This is a genomic window from Deinococcus pimensis DSM 21231, assembly GCF_000519345.1.
GTDB lineage: Bacteria > Deinococcota > Deinococci > Deinococcales > Deinococcaceae > Deinococcus_A > Deinococcus_A pimensis.
Genome location: NZ_KI912671.1, coordinates 384,402 through 401,383, shown reverse-complemented (window position 1 = coordinate 401,383; position 16,982 = coordinate 384,402). Strand labels below are relative to the sequence as shown.

General features: G+C 71.5%; 13 protein-coding genes. 6 read left to right on the top strand and 7 right to left on the bottom strand.

All coding sequences use genetic code 11. From position 1 onward, the window contains the following. From DEIPI_RS40515 to DEIPI_RS33530, 3 genes are all read left to right on the top strand, one after another. Positions 1–201, top strand: a 201-nt coding sequence (locus tag DEIPI_RS40515) for a hypothetical protein (RefSeq protein WP_027483149.1), incomplete at its 5' end; no start/stop codon positions are given. Further along, positions 188–1,180, top strand: coding sequence for an acetylxylan esterase (locus tag DEIPI_RS0121655; RefSeq protein WP_027483148.1), 993 nt, complete (start codon positions 188–190; stop codon positions 1,178–1,180). The genes DEIPI_RS40515 and DEIPI_RS0121655, both read left to right, overlap by 14 nt. After that, positions 1,164–2,363, top strand: coding sequence for a glycosyltransferase WbsX family protein (locus DEIPI_RS33530; protein ID WP_045234847.1), 1,200 nt, complete (start codon positions 1,164–1,166; stop codon positions 2,361–2,363). Before DEIPI_RS0121655 ends, DEIPI_RS33530 begins: the two co-directional genes overlap by 17 nt. A 3-nt stretch (positions 2,364–2,366) precedes the next feature. Here the strand turns inward: DEIPI_RS33530 and DEIPI_RS0121645 are convergent, their stop codons facing one another. Further along, entirely contained in the window at positions 2,367–3,197 is an 831-nt protein-coding gene (locus tag DEIPI_RS0121645) for a helix-turn-helix domain-containing protein (RefSeq protein WP_045234846.1), read from the bottom strand. A 106-nt stretch (positions 3,198–3,303) separates the two neighbouring features. Here DEIPI_RS0121645 and DEIPI_RS33525 point away from each other — a divergent pair, with 106 nt between their 5' ends. Continuing rightward, positions 3,304–4,137 carry a phytanoyl-CoA dioxygenase family protein gene (locus DEIPI_RS33525; protein ID WP_045234845.1) on the top strand — a complete coding sequence of 278 codons (834 nt, stop codon included), beginning with the start codon at positions 3,304–3,306 and terminating at the stop codon, positions 4,135–4,137. Positions 4,138–4,188: 51 nt separating this feature from the next. On the opposite strand, the gene DEIPI_RS0121635 is transcribed toward DEIPI_RS33525, so the two are convergent. The 4 genes from DEIPI_RS0121635 to DEIPI_RS33520 all read right to left on the bottom strand — a co-directional run bounded on the left by DEIPI_RS0121635 (position 4,189) and on the right by DEIPI_RS33520 (position 8,850). Then, positions 4,189–5,031, bottom strand: coding sequence for a sugar phosphate isomerase/epimerase family protein (locus DEIPI_RS0121635; RefSeq protein ID WP_027483146.1), 843 nt, complete (start codon positions 5,029–5,031; stop codon positions 4,189–4,191). A 117-nt stretch (positions 5,032–5,148) separates the two neighbouring features. Continuing rightward, positions 5,149–6,273: a Gfo/Idh/MocA family protein gene (locus DEIPI_RS0121630; protein ID WP_027483145.1), complete on the bottom strand. Its 1,125-nt coding sequence runs from the start codon at positions 6,271–6,273 to the stop codon at positions 5,149–5,151. Beyond that, positions 6,270–7,220 carry a DUF6807 domain-containing protein gene (locus DEIPI_RS0121625; RefSeq protein ID WP_027483144.1) on the bottom strand — a complete coding sequence of 317 codons (951 nt, stop codon included), beginning with the start codon at positions 7,218–7,220 and terminating at the stop codon, positions 6,270–6,272. The genes DEIPI_RS0121630 and DEIPI_RS0121625 overlap by 4 nt, the downstream gene beginning before the upstream one ends. Positions 7,221–7,398: 178 nt before the next feature. Then, positions 7,399–8,850 carry a glycoside hydrolase family 5 protein gene (locus tag DEIPI_RS33520; RefSeq protein ID WP_045234844.1) on the bottom strand — a complete coding sequence of 484 codons (1,452 nt, stop codon included), beginning with the start codon at positions 8,848–8,850 and terminating at the stop codon, positions 7,399–7,401. A gap of 199 nt (positions 8,851–9,049) precedes the next feature. Between DEIPI_RS33520 and DEIPI_RS0121615 the strand changes: the two genes are divergently transcribed. Both DEIPI_RS0121615 and DEIPI_RS0121610 read left to right on the top strand, forming a co-directional pair. Continuing rightward, positions 9,050–11,155 (top strand): alpha-galactosidase, encoded by a 2,106-nt coding sequence (locus tag DEIPI_RS0121615; protein ID WP_027483143.1) that lies wholly within the window; start codon positions 9,050–9,052, stop codon positions 11,153–11,155. Positions 11,156–11,159: 4 nt separating this feature from the next. Next, positions 11,160–13,373, top strand: coding sequence for a DUF6259 domain-containing protein (locus DEIPI_RS0121610; protein WP_027483142.1), 2,214 nt, complete (start codon positions 11,160–11,162; stop codon positions 13,371–13,373). A 24-nt stretch (positions 13,374–13,397) separates the two neighbouring features. Here the strand turns inward: DEIPI_RS0121610 and DEIPI_RS33515 are convergent, their stop codons facing one another. Beyond that, a complete protein-coding gene (locus DEIPI_RS33515; protein WP_045234843.1) occupies positions 13,398–15,113 on the bottom strand; it encodes an amylo-alpha-1,6-glucosidase in 1,716 nt (571 codons plus the stop codon). 13 nt (positions 15,114–15,126) lie between these two features. Next, positions 15,127–16,908 carry an ABC transporter ATP-binding protein gene (locus DEIPI_RS0121600; RefSeq protein WP_027483141.1) on the bottom strand — a complete coding sequence of 594 codons (1,782 nt, stop codon included), beginning with the start codon at positions 16,906–16,908 and terminating at the stop codon, positions 15,127–15,129. Between the last annotated feature and the right edge of the window lie 74 nt (positions 16,909–16,982).

The following is a 16,982-nucleotide window of genomic DNA, read 5'->3' as shown; positions in this document are numbered from 1 at the left end:
GACCTCGACTGGGCGCGCGGCGTGATCCCCACCCCGCGTGGCCTCGTCCGCGTCGAGCTGCGCGGCGACACCCGCGAGGCGGAGCTCACCGTCCCGGCGGGCGTGGAGGTGCGCGTCCCCGACGAGGTGCGCGCGAAGTGGACGCTGCGGCTGCGGTACGATGACGCCGTCATCACAGGAGGAACCCGTGCCGTACTTTGACCTGCCGCTGCCCGAGCTGCGCGCCTACGCGCCCCAGCTCGCCGAACCGGGCGACTTCGACGACTTCTGGCGAGGCACCCTCGCCGAGACGCCCGAGGGCGAGGTGACGCTGACTCCCGTGGACGCGCCCTTCGAGACGGTCGAGGTGACCGACGTGACCTTCGGCGGGTTCGCCGGTCAGCCTGTCCGCGCGTGGCTCGTGCGGCCCCGAGGACGCCCCCAACCGTTGCCGTGCGTGGTGGAGTTCGTCGGGTACGGCGGAGGCCGCGGTCACCCCACCGACTGGCTGCTGTACGCCAGCGCCGGGTACGCGCACCTCGTGATGGACACCAGGGGCCAGGGCAGCGTCTGGCGCCGGGGAGACACACCCGACCCGGACCCCGCGCCGTCCGGGCCGCAGCACCCCGGGTTCCTCACGCGCGGCGTCCTCGACCCGCGCGCGTACTACTACCGGCGGGTGTTCACCGACGCCGTGCAGGCCGTGCGGACCGCGCGCGCCCTGCCCTTCGTGGACGCGTCGCGCGTCGCCGTGGCGGGCGGCAGCCAGGGCGGCGGCATCGCCCTCGCCACGGCCGCGCTCGTGCCCGACGTCAGCGCGCTGCTCGCGGACGTGCCGTTCCTGTGTCACTTCGAACGCGCCGTCGCCGTCACCGGCGCGCCGCCCTACGCGGAGCTCGCCGGGTACCTGCGGGTGCACCGTGATCAGGCCGAACGGGTCTTCGCGACGCTCGCGTACTTCGACGGGGTGCACTTCGCGTCCCGCGTGCGGGCGCCGGCGCTCTTCAGCGTCGGGCTGATGGACGACGTGTGCCCGCCCAGCACCGTCTTCGCGGCGTACAACCGCCTCGCGGGTGACAAGGACATCGCGGTGTACCCGTACTCCGGGCACGAGGCGGGGGACGGACCGCACCCGCTGCGGCGCCTGGCGTTCCTTGGGCGCGTGTGGGCCCGACCTGCCGAGCATGGGACGCACCCATGAGGCCCACCCCTCGACCTTCCAGCCCGTGGTGGAGCTCGTGACGTCCGACACGCAGGTGCTGGCCTACTACTTCCCGCAGTTCCACCGTGACGACCGGAACGACCGGCTGCACGGGCCGGGCTGGACGGAGTGGGACCTGCTGCGCGCCGCGCGGCCCCGCTTCGACGGGCACAGGCAGCCGGTCGTGCCCGCCTGGGGTGAGTTCGACGAGAGCGACCCCTCGTGGGCGGCGCGGCAGGTGGACCTCGCGGCGGATCACGGCGTCACCGGCTTCCTGTTCGACTGGTACTGGTACGACGGCCGGCCCTTCCTCCAGCGCGCCCTGGAGGACGGCTTCCTCCGCGCCGCGAACCGCGACCGGCTCAAGTTCGCGCTGATGTGGGCGAACCACGACTGGCTCGACCTCTTTCCCGCGCGCCCGGGCGTCTCGCAACGCACCCTCATGAGCGGCCGCGCGAACCGGGCGTCATTCGACGCGCTCGTCTCCTACGCGCTCGAGCGGTACCTGCACGAGGAGAACTACCTTCGTCTGGACGGCGCGCCGTACTTCTCGATCTACGAGCTCGGGACGTTCGTCGCGGGGCTCGGCGGGCTCGACGCCGCCTCCGACGCCCTCGCGTCCTTCCGTGAGCGCGTGCGGCGCGCGGGCTTCCCTGACCTGCACCTCAACGCCGTCGTGTGGGGCGTCAGCGTGCTCCCCAGCGAGGTGAAGCTCGACGATCCCGCCGCGGTCGTGCGGGCCCTCGGGTTCTCCAGCCTCACGACCTACGCGTGGGTGCATCACTACGCCCCGGACGAGGCGGGCTTCCCGCAGGGCAGCTACGCCGACGCCGCGCGCCGCTCCTACGACGCGTGGACCACCTTCGCGGACGCGTTCGGGCTGCCGTACCACCCGAACGTCTCGGTCGGCTGGGATCCCAGCCCGAGGACCGCGCAGGACGCGCCGTACGAAAACCACGGGTACCCGTTCACCGCGGTGCTGGACGGCAACACCCCCGAGGCGTTCGCCGACGCGCTGAGGCGCGCCCGGACGTTCGTCGAGGCGAGGGACGCGCCGAGGATCATCACGGTCAACGCCTGGAACGAGTGGACCGAGGGCAGCTACCTCCTTCCGGACGTCACCTCCGGTGACGCGTACCTGCGTGCGCTGCGCGACGTTCTCAGCGCACCGCCGGTGGGGTGACGGTCAGGTCGACTCGCGCTGCCGGGCGCGTCGGTACTCGCTCGGGCTGCACTTCTCGTGCGCTCGGAAGCGGCGGGCGAAGTAGAAGGCGCCTTCGAAGCCGACGTCCTCGGCGACGTCCTGCACGCTGCGGGCCGTGAGGCGAAGCAGCAGCTTCGCCCGTTCGAGTCGTTCGCGCTCCAGGAACTGCATCGGCGTGAGGCCGTGCGCCGCGCGGAACAGGTGTGACAGCCGCGAGACGCTCAGCCCGGCGGCGCCCGCGACGTCGTCGAGGGTGACGCGTTCACGCAGGTGCTCACGAAGGAAGGTCACGGCGCGCGCCACGCGGGGATCGCCCGTGCCGAGCCGGGCGGGGTTGACCTCGTCGAGCCGCAGCAGGGCCTCCTCCAGGGCGTTCATCGCGAGTTCCTCGCGCAGGGCCCGGCCGGACGTGGCGAGGTCGTGCGCGCGGCGAAGGCAGCCCTCGACGACGGTCGTGAGCTCGTCGTCCACGCTCAGGGCGCGGACGCCGGGCAGCCGTTCCGGCCACGCGAGGTGCGCCGAGAACGCGCCGCGGGGACGGAAGTGCGCCCACAGGAAGACCCAGCGCTGCGCGTCGTCGTCGGTGCCGTAGTCGTGCGCGAGGGCAGGGGGGAGCAGGACGGCGTCGCCGCGCGCGCTGACGAACGCCCCGTGGGTGTTGCGGAACCGGCCGTGCCCGCCCAGGGTGAAGAGCAGCAGCCAGTCGTCCGAGCCGTGTGCGCGCGCCGTGCGGTACCCGCGTCCCTCGACGAAGTTCCCGGTGAGCAGCGTCAGGTGACGCGGGGTGACGATCTCGACGGAGGCACCGGTCATAGCAAGATCGTACAGGATCAGGAGGAAATCCGGCATTCCAAACGTGCGGTGGCGCGCGTATCGTGAAGACGTCTCAGGCAGATCGAGCCAACGGAGGTGGAGAGGCATGACCGAAGTGACAGCCAGCCCCACAGGTCGACCCGACCTTCACGAGCAGTTCGAGCGCGACGGCTTCGTCGTCGTCCGCGCCCTCTTCACCCCCGAGGAGGTGAACACCATCGGCGAGGCGTTCATGACGGCCGCCGCGGCCGGACCCGTCGAGGGTCTCTCCGACGTCCCCAAGGGCGCCACCGCCAACGATCCCCTCGCGGCGTACCCGCGCATGCTGCACCCGCACAAGCACGAGCAGCTCGAGGTGGGCCGCCTCGCGAAGGACTTCCTGCTCGACCCCCGCGTGGGCGCCATCCTCGAAGTCCTGTTCGGCGAGGAGCCCCTCGCGGCGCAGACGATGTTCTACTTCAAGCCGCCCGGCGCGCGCGGTCAGGCGCTGCACCAGGACAACTTCTACCTGCGCGTCAGTCCTGGCACCTGCATGGCCGCGTGGCTCGCCGTGGACGACGCGGACGAGCACAACGGCGGCATGGTCGTCGTGCCCGGCTCGCACCACCTGGACGTCGCGTGCCCCGAACGGGCCGATCCCAACGTGTCCTTCGTCCGGGACGTCGTCCCCGTCCCCGACGGTCTCGACGAGGTCACGGTACGCCTGAGGGCCGGGGACGTGCTGTTCTTCAACGGCAGCCTGATCCACGGGTCGTACCCCAACACCAGCGCCGACCGCTTCCGCCGCTCCCTCATCGCGCACTACGTCCCCGCGAGCTGCGAGGAAGTGTCGAGCTGGTACCGGCCGCTGCTGCGCTTCGACCAGCAGGCCGTGGAGGTCGCGGCCGCGACGGGCGGCGGACCTTGCGGTGACTTCCAGGAAGTCGGCGGCCCGCACTGAGCTCGAACCACGCCTCGAGGAGAGCCGCCCGGTGAGGCGGCCCTCCTCCGTTCACGGTGCGGGCGTACGCCCGGACTGCGCGAAGCGCGCGGTCTGACGGCGGGCCATCCAGTCGCAGATCTCCGCGAGCGGCGCGACCGGCATGAGGGTGTACGGCAGCACCGGCTGGTACGCGGGCGGACCGAACTCCGGCGTCAGGAACGACCGCGCGAGCCCCCGCGCCCGCTGCGCCTCCCACACCAGCGACCACCAGCGCTCGTGCGCGGTGAGGTGCGCGTCGAACTCGGGCGCGCGGGGATCGGACACCTGCGGGCCCTGCTCGAAGCCGACGCGGGCGTGCACGTGCACCACCTGCTCCGCGACTCGGCGGAGCGTGTCGTCCTGATCGTCGAGGAGCCGCTCGCAGACGCACACCCAGTGGCTGAAGTCTGCCGTGAGGCGCAACTCCGGAAAGGTCTCCACGAGCCGCCGCGTGCCCCACGGGGTGAAGAGGGCGCGTCCCCGGTGCGTCTCGAACGCGACGGGGACGGGCGCGCCTCGCGCGACGTCGAGGGCGCCCTGGAAGAACGCTTCCGCCTCGCGTTCACTCCAGCTGTCGGCGCCCGCGTGAACGTTCACGAGGGCGGGATCGTGCCTCAGCGCCTCGTCGAGTTCGCGCGTGAAGCTCTCGAGGTGCGCGTCGACGCTGCGCGCGCCGTCGCGGGGTCCGCTCGTGAAGATCAGCGGGATGAACTCGAGGCCGTGCTCGCGCCTGAGCGCGTGAAAGTCCCGGGCGCTCGTCGCGTCCGGGAGGGGCGCTTCCAGACCGTGGTAGCCGAGCGCAGGGAAGGTGGGGAGGACGTCACGCAGTGGCGTGTCGACACCCCACAGGTGTCTGAAGACGACGAGGTCCATGGGCGGCCTGCCTTTCCCGGGAGGTGACGACGCCCGGAGCCGTGAAGCGGTTGGAGTCGCGACCGACGGTGGGGCGCAGAGCTGCCCGCCCCAACTCAGCGTACGGGCGCGGGCGCCTCAGGTGGAGGGCGCTTCCTCCTGAGGCGCCGGTGGCTGCCACGTGGAGAAGCCATGGTTCCAGCCGGGACCGTACGACGGGTCGTAGCGGTCACGCATGACCTCCTGAAGTCGGACGGTCTCGTGAGTCATCGACGAGCGGTAGGCGGCCTCCACGGCGGCCATCACGTAGAGGTTGTCGTGCACGCCGCACCACGGTCGCCTGCCCTCGACGAGGGCGTCCTGGAAGTGACGCATCACCCGTCCGAACGCGTCGTTGAACCACGCGCCCCTGGCGGGCACGCTGACGTGACGTTCGGCGTCCGCGTCGTCCTTGCGGACGCGAAGGCTGAGGGTGTACCCGCGGGAGTTGTGGGCGGTGAGGACCCCGAGCGGTCCCTGCACCCACAGCTCCGGATCCTGTGAGGACGGACCGTAGTACGTCCCGGTGGAGCTCACGGTCGCGGACGCGCCGTCAGGGTAGCGCAGCAGGAGGGTGCCGTACCCGTCGTGCGTGACGCCGGGCTGGGCGGGGTCGCGTCCCAGGGCTGCGCTGACGGACGCGGGCGGGCCAAGCATCATGTGCAGCACGGCGAGCTGGTGGACGGACACGCCGAGCGTCCACCAGCGTTCGTCCTTTCCGAACCAGTGCGTGTCGTTCTGGTCGAAGCACCACCAGTCGCGCATGAACGCCAGGAACGGCCGGCCGAGCGCGCGGTCGTGCGTGACCGCTCGGACGGCGTCGAGGACGCCGGGAGCGAAGCACATGTTCTGGTTGACCATCGCCCTCGTGCCGGTGACGTCGAGCAGATCGGCGATCTCGACCGCCTCGGCGTAGGTCGCGGCGAGCGGCTTCTGGATCAGGACGGGCTTGCCCGCGTGGGCGATGCGTTCGAGCAGGGGAAAGCGCATGTCGCGCCGGTGCGGGGTGGCGAGGTCCACCACCTGTACGTCCTCGTCGGCGAGGAAGTCGCCCAGGTCATCGTAGGTGCGGGCGTGCGGGTGCGTCCGGGCGAAGGCCTCCCGGGCGGCGGGTGAGACGTCAAGACCGGCGACGACGTCGACGCCGTACCGGGCGTACCCGCCGAGGTGCGCGCCGGTGATGCTGCCGAGCCCGACGAGGCCGACCTTGAACGGGGCGCTCACTCGTCCCCGCCCGGGTGGGACGCGGCGTACCGATGCCACGCGGCGTCGCACGCGCCCGCGTCGGGTCGCCCGTCGAAGGGAACGACGCGCAGGCGGGCGGTGAAGGTCTGTCCGGCGTCGAGGTGCAGTGCGTCACGCATCAAGGGTGAGGCGGCGAGGAAGCCGAAGCCCCGGTGGTCGGCACCGACGGACCACGCGTACCAGGGCAGGGGATGCCGGTCGCTGGACGGGTGGTGCAGCAGCAGCACGCCCGCGGAGGCAGGGTCGGCGGCGCTGTCGTGGCCGTCACCGTCGACGTTGCCGGCGTACGCGCACCAGCGGGCGGGCATGCCGTGGCATCCGTCCTGCCCCACGCTTCCCTCGCTGTTGACGATGGTCTCGTTCCACGCGAGGGCGCGCGCCGGGCGGTAGTTGAGGCCGGCGTAGCCGCCCCACGGCACGGCGGGGAAGGGCGTGGCGGTCAGCTCGGCGGTCACCCCGGCGGTCCAGGTGCTGTGCCAGTCGAGGACGTACGCCGCGCCCGGCAGGCCAGTGTCGCCACGCCAGGTGAGTTCACGCTGCTCGGTGAGGAGCAGGTCACCGTCGAGGGTGCGCCAGTCGAGACGCTGCGTGAGCTGCGCCGCGCCGTTCGCGGTGACGCTCAGGTGGGCGTCGGTCACCACGCTGCGTCCTTCGGGGTCCTCGCCGTTGTTCTCCCAGAAGTTGACGCCGTTGACGTGCTTCCAGGTCCACCACAGCCCGAGGTGCCAGCGGTGGTCGAACGGCGCGAAGTTGGTGACGGGCGTGGTCGACCGAGGGGAGTGCAGCGGGTGCAGGTACGGGTGCCGTTGTTGCCCGGACCAGTCGTAGACGCACACGACGCGGTCGTCGAGGGTGACGCGCAGACGGTCGGGGGTTTCCAGCGAGGCGAGCAGGTGAGCAGTTCGGGCGGGTGAGGTGGAAAGCATCAGGTCCTCCTGCGTGATTGGCCGTGGGCCAGGGGCGGGAAAGCCCCGCCGTCGGTGCTGGCGGACGGCACTGACAACCGGTCTGGTTGAACGAGCTTGAGGTGGGCGCTGACGCGCGGGCGGACAGGTCGTTCGGGACCACTGGTTCCGTGACGAACGCGTGTGGCCCCGCAGCGCGTCAGTCCGCGTGACCGGCGTGGACGCGTTCCGGGTCGACGTGCCGGGTGAGGACGTCGGCGAGGTCGTGACGCACGCGGCAGTTCGCGAGCGCGAACGACGCGAGGACGTCGTCGATCTCCGTCTCGGTCGCGTCCCGGAAGCACTCGGCGTACGCGCGTTGCAGCAGTGGCCCGGCGTAGTTGCAGAGCGCCGCCTGACGCAGGTACATGTGGTTGCGGGGCGTGCCGGGGAACGCGTGGTCGACGGCGCGGTCGATCTCGGCGGCGAGCGTGTCGAGCGCGCGGGTCGAGGCGCTGGGGGGAAGCCACGTCATCCAGAAGTCGGCGTGCAGGTCGCGCCGGGCCTGCGTGACCTTCTCGACGCGCGCGCGGTACGGGCTGGTGTCGGGGACCTCGACGAGTCCCATCACGCCGACGTCCTTGTACGTCCAGGTCGTCCAGTGCGCGCCGAACTCCTCGAGGACGTCGAGCTGGTCGTCGAGGGCGCGCAACCGGTCGGGGCGTTCGTGCTCCGGGCCGTTGTAGACGCTGCCGAACTCCCCGACCCACAGGGGGACGCCGTGCCGCCGGGCGAAGCGGGCGCCTTCGCTGGCGTGGAAGTCGTCACGCAGGGTGGCCTTGGTGCCTTCGCGGCCCCAGAAGGTGCCGCCCGGGTAGGGGCCGGGCCCGAAGCCGGGGCCGGTGTAGTGGTGGCTGGAGTACGCGAGGTTGGCGTCGAAGGGCGCGTCGAGCCCGTCGAAGCGCGCGCCGAAGTGGTCGCCTTCGAGGAAGACGACGTGGTCCGCGTCGACTTCCCGGATGGCGGTGACGACGTCGCGGTACACGCGGTTCATGGTGGTCCAGTCGGGGGTGTAGTGGTCGTGCAGGCGCCCGTGGGGTGCGTTGCTGAGGGGTTCGTTCATGACGTCGTACCCGGCGACGGCGGGGTTGCCGCTATAGCGCGCGGCGATCTCGCGCCAGAGCGCGGTGAAGCGCTGCTGGAAGTGCGGGTGCTGCCAGAACAGGCTGTGCCGGCTGGCGTTGTCGGCGTGCCAGTCGCTGTTCTGCCATCCCTGGACGACGTGCAGGTCGATGACGGCGTACAGGCCGTGACGGGCGCACCACTCGACGGCCTGGCCGAGGCGGCGGAAGCCAGACTCGAGATAGGTGAAGGGCGCGTCGTCGCGTTCGAGGTGACGGTAGTGGACGGGGATGCGGACGGTGTTGAGGCCGAGGCTGGCGATGAACTTCACGTCGTGCTCGGTGAAGAAGTGGTCGGCGAGGCGTTCGAGGAAGAACTCGGCGCGGGCCGCGCCGAGGACGTCCTTGAGCGTGGCGCGCAGGGCGCCTTCGGTGCCGGGGTAGCCGTTGATGAAGTCCTCGGTGTTGAGCCAGCCGCCGACGCAGGTGCCGCGGAGCTGTACGGGTCGGTGGGAGGCGTCGACGATGCGGCCGTTGTGGACGCTGAGCATGCTTCTCCGATCAGGGGCCGTCCGAATGGACGGAAGGGACGGGCGACGGGTGGACACGGCGCGCACATTTGGTTTATCGTTAAGCCAACCGTACCAGTCACCCGCGAGCCTGTCAATCGACGTCGCCGGATCCGACCCTCGGACCGGCCGCCATCGCGACGACGCTCGCCGAGCTCGCCGCGTGAAAGGACCGAACGGCATGCCCGACACCCCTACACCCACGCACCCGCTCGGCGCCCTCACCGCCCGACTCCACCCTGAGGGCGGCCCGATCCTCACCCTCGCCCTGAACGGAACCCACGCCGAGATCCACGGTCCCACCTTCCACGTCGACGGAACCCCCACCGGACGCTTCACCCCCATTCAGACGCGCACCGAACGCGGCGAGGGCATGGACCGCCTGCGCCTCACGTGCCGCTCGGTCGACGACGACCGGCTCACGCTCCACGTCGTCCTCCAGGCCGCCACCCACTCGCCCTTCGCGCGGCTGCGATACTCCCTCACGGCCGAAGGCGCCACCCTCACCCGTCCGGACGGCAGGGACCACCTCACCTACCTGCACGTCGGCGTCCCGATCCCCCCCGACGCCGACCTGCACGAGGTGCAGCTCGGACACTTCGACCCGCTGCGGCACGCCTACCTTCCCGTCCTGCGCCGCCTTCCGTACCACGAGGCCACCCTCGAAGGGCCCCTCGAAGGCCCCCTGCTGCTGCTCGCCTGCGGGAAGGGTCACGTCCTCGTCGCGTACGAGCACGGCGCCGACCACGGCCGCGGCTTCCTCGAGTACGCACTCGACCAGGGCGGCGTCGTGCTGCGCGCCCGACGCGGCAACCATCACCACGGGCAGGCCCTCGCGCCGCCCGGCTGGACGTCACCGTGGATCCAGGTGGGCCTGCTCGGAGGAGACGCCGACCAGGCGCTCAGCCGCTACCGCGCCTTCCTCCTCGACGAGCTGGGCGCGCCCGGCGCGTCCCGCGCGCCGCGCGTGTACTACAACACCTGGAACGCACAGGAACGCGGGGCGTACTATCAGGGGCGGGCCTACACGGACGGCCTCACGCTCGACCGCGTCCTGCGCGACGTTGACGTCGCGCACCGCCTCGGGGTGGACACCTTCGTCCTCGACGTGGGCTGGTACACCCGCGCCGGCGACTGGCTCGCGCACCCCGAGCGTTTCCCCGACGGTCTGCACGAGGTGCGGCGCCGTCTCGACCGGCACGGCATGCACCTCGGCCTGTGGTTCGACCCCATGGCCGCCGCGCTCGACTCCGACGCGTTCACCCGCTCCCCACACCTCGAGGCGACCCTCGGCGGGAAACCGGCGTGGCGCGACTGGCCCTGGGGTACCGAGCCCGCCTGCCACATGTGCCTCGTGTCCGACTATGCCGACCACTTCGTCGAGCGCGTCGCGCACCTGCACCGCACGCTCGGCGTGACGTACCTCAAGTGGGACGGCGTCGACCAGGAAGGCTGCGACTCCCCGCTGCACCGTCACGGCGACGCCCGCCACACCCCCGAGGAGCGCGCCGAACGGTACGCCTTCGAGATCGGCCCCGCCCTGGTCCGCATGGCCGAGGCGATCCACGCGCGCTGCGAAGGCATGGTCATCGACCTCGACGTCACCGAGCGACGCCGCGCGTTCGGCCTGGGCTTCCTCAGCGTCGGGCGGTACTTCCTCGTCAACAACGGCCCGTACTACACGGACCTCGACACGCCCGCGAGCGTCAGGATCGAACCGAACACCGGCAACGCCTTGTTCTACCCGGGCGCCGCGCGTTCACGCGTGTGCCGCGCCGGCGTCGAGTTCGACAAGGTCCTCCCTGCGCACCTGCTGCTCGCGCACTTCTACCCCGAAGGTGACGCGCGCGTGCAGCGCAACGCTGCCGCGTCCCTCGCGCTGGGCGGCCACGGCCTGTGGGGCGACCTCGGCGCGCTGAGCGACGAGGAAATCGAGCGTCTCGGCGCCATGATCCGCGCGTACAAGCGCGTCGCGCCGCACGCGGCCCGCGCGGGCGGCCACCGCGTCGGCTTCATCGGCGCGAGTCCCGAGGTCGTCGAGAAGCTCGACCCGAGCTCCATGAGCGGCGTGATCGCCCTGTTCAGCGCCTCTGGCGGCAAGGTCACGCACGTCACCCGTCCCCTCGATCCTCACCGCGACGTGACGGTGGACGGCGCCGACGAGTGGTCGCGCCTGGGAGACGGGCGTCTGCGCGTCCACGCTGACCTCGACGCGCACGACGCGCGGCTCGTCCTCGTCTCACCCGTCGAGCCCGACCTATCCGCCCGCAGTACACGAGGAGAATGAACCGATGATCCTGCACGATGACCACCTCACCGTTGCCTTCGACGAGGCCGGAAACCTCACCCACCTCGGGCCATCCGACGGCAACTTCCTCTCGCCGGACGCGCCACCCGAGCCGCTGTTCACCTTGCGCTTCCGCGACCCAGCGGGCGCGCCCCGCGACGTTCCGTCCACCCAACTCACCTGCTCCGCCTGGCAGGAGGACGCGCGGCGCGGCGCCCTCGAGTTCACCTCACCTGACGGCGCCTTGCGCGTCCACGTCGACGTTCGTGTCGACCACCCGGCCCGGTCACGCTGGCGGCTGCGGGTCGATCGCGAAGCCGACGGCGTCACCCTGGAGTGGATCGACTTCCCCGGCGTGGTCATCCCTGATGACTTCGCTGCGAACGGCGGGCCGGGCCGGCTGTTGTGGCCCGCGCTGGAAGGCACCCTCGTCGAGGACGCCGGGCAGCGTGACCAAACCTGGATGCGCTACGAGAGCGTCGAGTACCCTAGCCGCGGCTGGGAAGGCTTCTTTCCCGGCGCGTGCGGCGCGCAGTTCATGGCCTACCTGCGCGGCGAGCGCGTCCTTTACCTGGGCGCGCACGACCCGCACGAGCAACCCAAGGTCCTCGAGTACTACCGCGTGCCCGGCGGCGTCCGACTCGAACTGCGCCTGTACCCCGGCGCGCCCGACGGTCCCTGCGCCATGGACTTCGACGTCGCCCTCGACGTGCTGCACGGTGACTGGTACGCCGCAGCCGAAACGTACCGCACGTGGTGGGAGGCGAACGCCCTCCGTCGTCCCAGACGGCTCGTCGACCGCATTGACCTGCCCTCGTGGCTCGGAGACTCACCTGTGACCGTGATGTACCCCGTGCGGGGCGAAGGAGACACCGGAGGCATGGAGCCGAACCGCCTCTTCCCCTACGTTCGAGGCCTCGACGCGCTCCAGCAGATCGCGGAAGACACGGACTCCCGGGTGCTTGCGCTCCTCATGCACTGGGAAGGGACCGCGCCGTGGGCGCCGCCGTACGTGTGGCCGCCCTACGGCGGGGAGGACCTCTTCAAGACCTTCGTGGACGCCATGCACGACCGCGGGCACCTCGTCGGCGTGTACGCCAGCGGCGTGGGCTGGACGCAGACGAGCCTGCTCACCGAGTACTCCCGTGAGGCGCAGTTCGAGCGCGAGGGCCTGAGGAACGTGATGTGCCTAGCGCCGGACGGCAGTTTGCCGTTCGGGCGGATCTGCAACGGCTGGCAGCGCTGGGGCTACGACATGTGCACCGCAGCGCCCTTCACGCGCGAGGTGTTCCAGAGCGAGGCGCGCAACGTCGCGTCAAGCGGGGTGGACTACTTCCAGGCGCTTGACCAGAACATCGGCGGCACGTCGTACTTCTGCTACAGCCGTGACCATGGCCACCCGCCCGCGCCAGGCGCGTGGCAGGTGCGCGACACGCGCCGGATGCTCGACGACACCGTCAGCGCCCTTCACGCGGACGGTCACGCGATGGTCCTCGGGACGGAAGGGGCGGCCGCGCCGACCTACGCGGACCCACTGCCGTTCAACGACGCGAGGTGGAACTTCGCGTTCATGCCGGGCCGGCCCGTCCCGCTGTACGCCTTTCTCTACCACGAGTACACTAACAACTTCATGGGCAACCAGGTCGGCGCGTACGACGTTCTGGACGTGGAAGCCTGCCCGGAGAACCTCGCGCAGCGAGTCGCTTATGCCTTCACCATCGGCGATCTGCCCGCGGTGGTGCTGCGTGTCGGCGGCGGCGTCGACTGGAGCTGGAACGCCCGGTCCACTTCGGACCCGCCCGATCAGGGCGCGGTCAAGACGCTGATCCGGCACCTGAACGCGTGGCGGCGCGGGGCGGGCCGCGCGTTCCTGCACCTCGGCCGGATGCTCCCGCCGTTTCCCGTGGAGGGCGTGGTGAACGTCCCGCTCCGCCGGCGTGACGGCAGCGTGCTGGACGTCCCGTCACTCCTCACGTCGAGGTGGCGGGCACCGAACGGACGCGAGGCGCAGTTCGTGGTGAACTACCGCGCCGAGGCGCAACGCTGCCGGGTCGTCACGGACGACGGCGCGCTCCGAGGCGTTCGAACCGACCCGTGGGAGCGGCACGCCATCCCGGAAGCGCCGTCGGAACTGACGGTTCCGGCGTACTCGTGCGTGATGGTGGAACTCGCCGACGTCACGCACGACGAACCCGTGAAGGCCGGGAGGACGAGCTGAGCGCTCATGTCGCGATTCCGGACGTCACCTGCTGACGTCCAGGGCAGGCGTGACGGCCGCGTGCGACAGGCGTCCGGCGAACTCGAGGTACACGCTGGCCGTCCACGTGTACGCGGGGCAGCACAGCGCCTCGCCCGTCTCCGGGTCGAAGTTCTCCGGCATGTCCGACGCGCCCGCCGCCGCGCAGAAGCGCCGCGCGACCTCCAGGGCGAGCGCGCGCTCGCCGGCGCGTTCCAGGCCCTCGACGACCAGCAGCGTCGCGGGCGCCCACGAGGAGCCGCGCCAGTAGCCGCGCGGGTCGTACGCGGCGCTGGAGCGCGCCTCGGTGCGGAGTCCGAACGAGGTGAGGAACTCGGGAGAGGTGACGTCACGCACGAGCGCCTCGCGGACCGAGTGTGGAAGCCGCGGCGCGATCAGGAGCGGCAGGCACCGCATCAGGCTCCGCGAGGGCACGCGTTCGTGCGTGCCGCTCAGGACCGGCTGGAAGTGCGTTCCCGTCCAGAAGTGCTCGAGGGTCGCGGCCGTGAGGGCGTCCGCGCGCTCCTTCCACGCGCGCGCCTCGCCATCCTGCCCGAGCCGCGCGGCGACGAGGGCGAGGACGTCGAGCTGCTCGACCAGCAGCGCCGAGAGGTCCGGGCTCTCGAGCGGACCGCCGCGCGTGAAGAACGACCCGTTGTCCCAGCCGCTGTCGTTGCCGTGCGCGTACGCGGGGACGCCGTCGTGGTCGTCGTCACGCTGCTCGAACCACCACTGGGTCCACCGCGCGAGCAGCGGGTACGCCTCGCGGAGGCGGTCCTCGCCCAGCGCGCCGCGCTCGAGGAGCGCGCGGAGCGCCCAGCCGTGCACGGGCGGCTTGACGAAGTTGAAGATTCGCGCGCCGTCGCTGACGCTGTCCGGCAGGGCGCCCGTGTCGGTCTGGTGGTCGAAGGCGGTGAGCCACTGGTCGAACGCGAGGTCCGGATGCCCGGCGGCGAGCGCCACGGCGTTGAAGCAGTGATCCCAGCTCCATACCTGCGTCATCCAGTTCTTCGACATCACCATCGCGGGCCTGCGGTGAAAGCCGCGCGGCTCCAGGACGCCCGACCACGCGACGTACGCGGCGGTGACGCGTCCGCGCGGTGGCGGCGGCGTCCCAGGGAACGCCGCGGCGAAGGCGTGGAAGGCCGTCTCGGCGCGCGCGTGGGCGTCGTCGAAGTCCGGGTGTGACGCGCGGGGCACGCTGCCCGGCGGGAGCTCCTCGATGACGAGCTCGAGCGTTGGGTCCTCGCCGGGCGTGAGGGTCAGCGCGATCCGCTCGCTGCGGTCGACGTGCCAGGGCGCGTCGACGCTCACGTGCCCCGCGAGGCGCGTGAGGCGGTACTGCGAGCGGTTGGAGAAGCTGTTGAGGTGCCAGGCGTCCGGCGTGACCTGCTGGAGGAAGTCGTACCAGCCGACCGTCTCGAAGTCCAGCCGCACGCTCGGGCCGCGCGCGCGCAGTCTGAGCGTGCGGGGGCCGTCGAAGATCAGTTCGGCCGCGCCGTGTGGCGTGGAGAGCGTCAAGCGCGTCGGGTCGAGGCGGGCTTCGGGGGTGACGCGCCGCCCGGCGGGGTCGAGCAGGTCGAGCCGCAGGACTTCCTTGCGGGGCGCGTCTCCCTGGAGGGTGCGCAGGTACAGCGGCCCGGCGGGCGTGTCGGCGCGCGGTCGTCCGCCCAGCGCGAGGTACGAGCCGAAGGTGCTGAAGGGGACGCGGTCGAGGTTCATGGGCGCTCCTGGGTCAGTTGAGGTGCTGGCGCCGCGCGAGGTCCGCGAAGGGACCGGGGCGCGCGATGAGTTCCTGGTGGGTGCCCGCCTCGACGACGCGGCCGCGGTCGAACACGAGGATCAGGTCGGCGTTCCGGATGGTGCCGAGGCGGTGCGCGACGACGAAGGTGGTGCGGCTTCGCCGCAGCCGCTCGAAGGCCTGCTGCACGAGCGTCTCGCTGTGCGCGTCGAGCGCGCTGGTCGCCTCGTCGAGGATCAGCACCTGCGGATCGCGGATCAGCGCCCGGGCGATGGCGAGGCGCTGCTTCTGCCCGCCGGAGAGTTGCGCGCCGCGCTCGCCGATGCGGGTGTGCATGCCGTGCGGCATGGTCTCCACGAACTCCCAGGCGTGCGCGTCGCGCAGGATCCGCTCAACCTCGTCGTCCGTGACGTCGTCGAAGCCGTAGGTGACGTTCTCGCGCACCGAGCCGTCGAACAGCAGCGGCTCCTGCGGCACGACGGACACGAACTGCCGGTACGACCGCAGGTCCAGCGTGGCGAGGTCGACGCCGTCGAGCAGCACGCGGCCCTCGTCCGGGCGGACGAAGCCGACGGCGACGTTGACGAGCGTGGATTTGCCGGATCCGGACGCGCCGACGAGCGCGACGGTCATTCCGGGCCGCGCGGTGAAGCTGACGCGCTCCAGCGCGGGCCGCGCGGCGTCCGGGTAGGTGTAGGTGACGTCCTCGAAGACAAGTTCCCCGCGGACGCGGCGGACGTGCCGCTTGCCGTCGTTGCGTTCCACCTCGCGGCTCTGGAGGACCTCGCCGATCGAGCGGATGGACTCGAGACCCTTGCTGACCTGCGGGACGATGTTCACGAGGGTCATGACGGCGCCGGTGAGGCTGGAGAAGAACGTGGTGAGCAGCACGACGTCCCCGACGGTGATGGGGAGGACCTGGGTGCGGTACGCCCACGCGGCCGCCACGAGGCAGGCGAGGTTGAAGACGCCCAGGGTCACCCAGGCGAGCGCGCCGAACACGGCGTTGGTCCCGTCGAGCCGCAGGCCCGCCTGCTGCACGCGGGTGACGCTGCCGCCCACGCGGCCGAGCGCGCGGTCCTCGAGGCCGTGAGCGCGGGTGACGGGCAGCAGGTGCGTGAGCTCCCCGACGCGGGCGGTCATCTCCTCGAGCTCGCGGCGGAACGCGGCGTTGCGGTCGTCGAGGGCGCCCTGCATGACGCGGACGAGTCCGACCGCTATGGGGACGGTGACGAGGAAGAACAGCGCGAACTGCGGGGCGCGCAGCAGGGTCGTGACGATCGCGACGAGGATGCCGAGGAGCGCGCCGAGTCCCGCGTCGAACAGCAGCCGCGTGAGCTGCTCGACGTTCTCCACGTCGCGCAGCACCTTCGCCTGAAGGGCGGCGGGGCTGTTGCGGGCGTAGAAGCCGAGGCTGATCATCTGGAGGCGGCGGCACAGCGCGAACCGCAGCCGCGCCTCGGTGGTGCGGGTCGTGACGCTGAGCGCGCGCACGTACAGGTAGTGGGTGGGGACGTTCTGAACGATCAGGAGGCCCATGCCGAGCGCGTACAGCCACAGCTCCTCGAGCGGGCGGCGCTGCTGCACCACGTCGATGATGCGGGCGGTGACGACGGGCAGCAGGTAGTACGGGCTGCCCTTGACGACGAAGAACACCAGCGCGAGGGTGAGCTGCGCGGTCTGCCCGCGGTACAGCGACCGCAGGGTGCTCAGGGGCCGTTCGCCCCTGAAGGTACGTTCGAGGTGATCCTGGGCGGCGTCGTGCGGTGCGGCCATGCGGGCTCCGTGGACGTGGGGCGCGTGGAGCGCGTGAGGCGCCCGGGGCGCTTCGCCCCGGGCGGGAGGTCGGG